This is a genomic window from Henriciella sp., from assembly GCF_049649345.1.
GTDB lineage: Bacteria > Pseudomonadota > Alphaproteobacteria > Caulobacterales > Hyphomonadaceae > Henriciella.
The window spans coordinates 1-3655 of the sequence record NZ_JBARZC010000630.1 but is presented as its reverse complement, the minus strand read 5'-3'; the positions used below and the strand labels follow the sequence as shown (position 1 = coordinate 3655).

Annotated in this window: 4 protein-coding genes; 2 read left to right on the top strand and 2 right to left on the bottom strand. The window is 58.7% G+C overall.

Translation table 11 applies throughout. The features are described from left to right. Positions 1 to 382 precede the first annotated feature (382 nt). A complete protein-coding gene (locus WA989_RS17440; RefSeq protein WP_424341749.1) occupies positions 383 to 718 on the bottom strand; it encodes a hypothetical protein in 336 nt (111 codons plus the stop codon). Here WA989_RS17440 and WA989_RS17435 point away from each other — a divergent pair. Both WA989_RS17435 and WA989_RS17430 read left to right on the top strand, forming a co-directional pair. Continuing rightward, positions 717 to 1352: a TniQ family protein gene (locus tag WA989_RS17435; protein WP_424341748.1), complete on the top strand. Its 636-nt coding sequence runs from the start codon at positions 717 to 719 to the stop codon at positions 1350 to 1352. The genes WA989_RS17440 and WA989_RS17435 overlap by 2 nt on opposite strands. Positions 1353 to 1556: 204 nt before the next feature. Then, complete coding sequence (locus tag WA989_RS17430; RefSeq protein ID WP_424341747.1) at positions 1557 to 2357, top strand: hypothetical protein; 801 nt, start codon at positions 1557 to 1559, stop codon at positions 2355 to 2357. A gap of 384 nt (positions 2358 to 2741) precedes the next feature. Here WA989_RS17430 and WA989_RS17425 read toward each other — a convergent pair. Next, a partial coding sequence (locus WA989_RS17425; protein ID WP_424341746.1) for a type I restriction-modification enzyme R subunit C-terminal domain-containing protein occupies positions 2742 to 3655 on the bottom strand: 914 nt, incomplete at its 5' end.

Here is a 3655-nt window from a genome sequence, read left to right as displayed (position 1 = left end):
CAGAAATCTCCTCCAGCCGCTCCTCAATGCTCCAGAACCCCGACTGCTTCGCCATCGCTACCTCCACATCTCACAGCCAGTGAATCACTACAGCCCGCGTCGCGGTAGGGGTTTCCGGAGGTGTCCAAGTTTCTCCGGTTCGAACAACACATGCACTGGGATCTTGCAGATGTCGTCAACAGCATACCGCAGCGATGGAGGCAATTCCAAGCGGACCTCGCACAGCCCAGCGCGTAAATGGCGCTGAGCCTCGATCGCCTTGGCAGCGGATTGCTCGATAGCGACTTCGAATGAGTGGGGCTTCAACAACATGATGGTTCTCCTCATAGCGGTGCGCCAGTTCCGGCGCGTCAAGCTGGCGCAAGAATTGCGCCAGTTTTGGCTAAGCATCAGCGCATGCCCGCGCCTCGCGGAGGCCGTCGAGCAAGAGGCAAATCTCGTCAACAACCGGGTCTCCGGGATCGATGGAAGCGAAGCGCTCTGCTTCGATCCGATCGAAGTCGTCGATATGCTCGAGAGCGAGTAAATCCTCCAGGGCGTTCAGCTCACGGCGGATACGCGGAGTCAGGGATGATGTGACGCAGAGGTCATCGACGAGGCGTTGGAAGCGCGCTTCGGCAGCGTGCCCGCCAAGCAGCGCCGCTGCGGAGCACAGCGGGGCCGTATTGGCCAAGATGAAGGTGATGTGGGACGGTGCGGTAAGGAAGTCACGAGGCATGAGCCATCTCCTTGTGTGTGCCAAACGTCGGTCCGATCTCCGGGGCAATCTGCTCAGCTCGGAATTCTTTGCCAACGCTTTTACGGTTTTTTGCTCTGCCTGCCTGCGGGAGGACGATGAGCGCGACGCCGACCCCGCGCTTGCCCGCCGAGGCCGATTGATCTGGACGCTCCGCGCTGTGCGCACATGCCCCGTGCACGGCCTGGAACTTCTTCGCAGGAAGAAGGTGAAGTGGGATGACGCGTTTCACCAGATGGCCCTGCGGGTGCCGGAGCGTGCCGCGGCGCTGGATGAACTTGTGGAAGCGGCCACGCCCCAATCACCGTCGCCCTTGCAGAACTATGTCATCGAGCGCCTTGATGGAGCGACTGGCCCAATCTGGCTTGACAGTCAGACCCTGGAGCAGGCGGTTCGCGCGACCGAGATGCTCGGCGTCCTTCTCAAATTCGGACCCGGCGCGGAAACAGGGTCGTTCAGCGAACGGCAGTGGGATGTGGCAGGCCGGTCCGGTTACGCCGTGACATCAAGGGGTGAAGGCGCCATCCGCGATGCCCTCCAAGCAGTGCAGGCGGATTTTGTGAGGAAAGGCGGTAAGCCGGAGCGTGGCAATGTTCTGGGCCCTCTCTACGGGTAGCTCGCATCGCCCAAGAACGCGAAAGATCCAGGCGACATCAAGCGCATCCTTCGCGAGCACATCTTCGAAACCATTGACCTTCCTGCCGGCGCGAAAATACTCGGCGAGGTGCTGCCAGAGCGACGGCTTCACAGCGTCGCATCGCTGGCGTCAGAAACCGGTATCCACCCTCAGACGTTGAGAAACGTGCTTGCGGCCAGAGGATTGGTTCCAGTCGAGGATAAGGTCAGCGGCCATCATGGCTTCGATGCCGCGGCCGGCCGTGATGTTTCGCTTGCAGTTCACCGATCGATCAAACCAAAGTCATTGCCAAAGGTGCTAAATTGCACTCGTCCTCAAGCCGTCCAGCTTGGCGATGAAGGCTTGCTCGATCCGATCGTCGATGGCCCGAGAGATGCTGTTGGGAGAACTCGGAAGGCAATCTACGATCGGGATATAGCGCGATTCCTTGAGCGCCTGCATGCCCGCGCACGGGTCGTTGGAGAAGCGCCAGTGGGGATGGTCTCCATCGCAAAAGCGGCCGAAAAAGCGAAAATGACGTGCATCGAGATCCTTCATCTCGTGCTCGGCGGTTTCGCCCAGAAAGCGATACGCCTTGACGGGATTGAAGGCTACGACGCGATCTACGTCGATCCAATCGAACTTCGGGCACAGAAGGCCATGCACCTGCCGGGGATGTCAGCCTCGGATGCTTTCGGGAAGCTCAAGCTCCCGAAACCTTCAGGTTGGGATCTCGCACACAGGCAGGCAGAGCCTCGGCTGGCTCCCATCATTGTTGAAGGGATGGACGGACAGCACCGCTTTTTCCGCTTCGATGAGAAGTGCGTGGCGTTCTTTGCGTCCAAATACACCACAGAGCCTCGGATCGCCAATTCGAATGAAATTGAAGTGAAAGATGTCCAGGCGCGGCTGAAAAGAAGGGGGGTGAGGCCTGTTCTGGGCAAAATAGAGATCGGGATCGATCTCTATCGCACCGCTGACATTCCGAGTTTCGAGACGTCATAGAAGATCATTGCCGAACCGAAATCCGAACATATCGAACACTTCCGAAAGGCCGCCCTTGGGCGGCCTTTTCTTGTTTGTGTCGATCAAACCTAGGCACTATTTTTTTCGTAGCGGTCTATGGACGATCGAACGCTTGATTTTTTATAATAATTTTTTGATGGTCACGATGTGGTTGTGAAATGGACAAGTCAGCAGATTTTCACGGATTCGATCTACATGATATCAATTACTTAGCGGACCTTGATGGACATATCTTGCTTGTCGGTTCAGGCGCTGTTGTAACGACCACCAATTATTGGCCATTTTCCAGCTCAAATGTCCATTATGACAGCCAAATGCTGTCCGTTGGGCCGGTTTGTCGAGAAATCGGCCACTCACGCCATGTCAGCAGAACAGATGGCCCTGAATGTCAACGAAGGCCTTCCTGATCTCGGCGACCGACCCGAGAACGGCCTTGGCGTCGTTCGTCCCGCCGTGCCGGATGCGCAGGAAGTCCCGGATCTTGCCGAGAGACAGCTCCTCGAATCCATGCGCCGCGTAGGCCTGAAGAACGTAGTCCAAGAACTGGCGCATCTCAAATTCGTAGCCGCCGAGTCCTGCTGACCGCGCGGCATCAGCACGCTCGGCGCGGGCGAGGGGCGCGAGGGTGAACCGAACATAGGCCAGGACATCGAAGACGTCGCTGTCGGGCGCGTCGATGAGGCGGCGCATGTCTTCCATGCGATCGGCGTCGTAGCCGAGCTCTGTAAGCCGCTGGATGAAGTCTTCGCGCCGCTCCGGGCTGCTCCAGACGGCGCGCAGCTCTTCCTCAGAGGCGACGAACATGTCGAGATCGCCGAAGAGCTGCTCCATGAACTCCTGCGCGGTGATGGGGCGGCCATCGTGGGACCAGTAGGTCGTCGCGGCGATGTAGCGGATCTTGCGCTCCTTGCCGTCGCCGAGCTTCACCACGATCTTCTCGCCACGCTGCTGATCATCGGGGCCCGGCTCCGACGGCCCCGGTGCTGGACTCGGGCCAGGCGATGGCGTGTCCTGCGGAAGAGGTTCGCCATCCCATTCCGGATCGTTGAAGTGCTCGTAGGCCTTCACGAAGTCGTAGACGGTGAAGAAATCCTTCCCGTCGAAGGTGCGCGTCCCCTGCCCGATAATCTGCTTGAACTCGATCATCGACTTGATGGGGCGAAGAAGCACGATGTTGCGGATATTCCGCGCGTCGACGCCGGTAGACAGCTTGTAGGAGGTCGTCAGGATCGTCGGCAGCGACTTTTCGTTGTCCTGGAACTCTCGCAGGTGCTGTT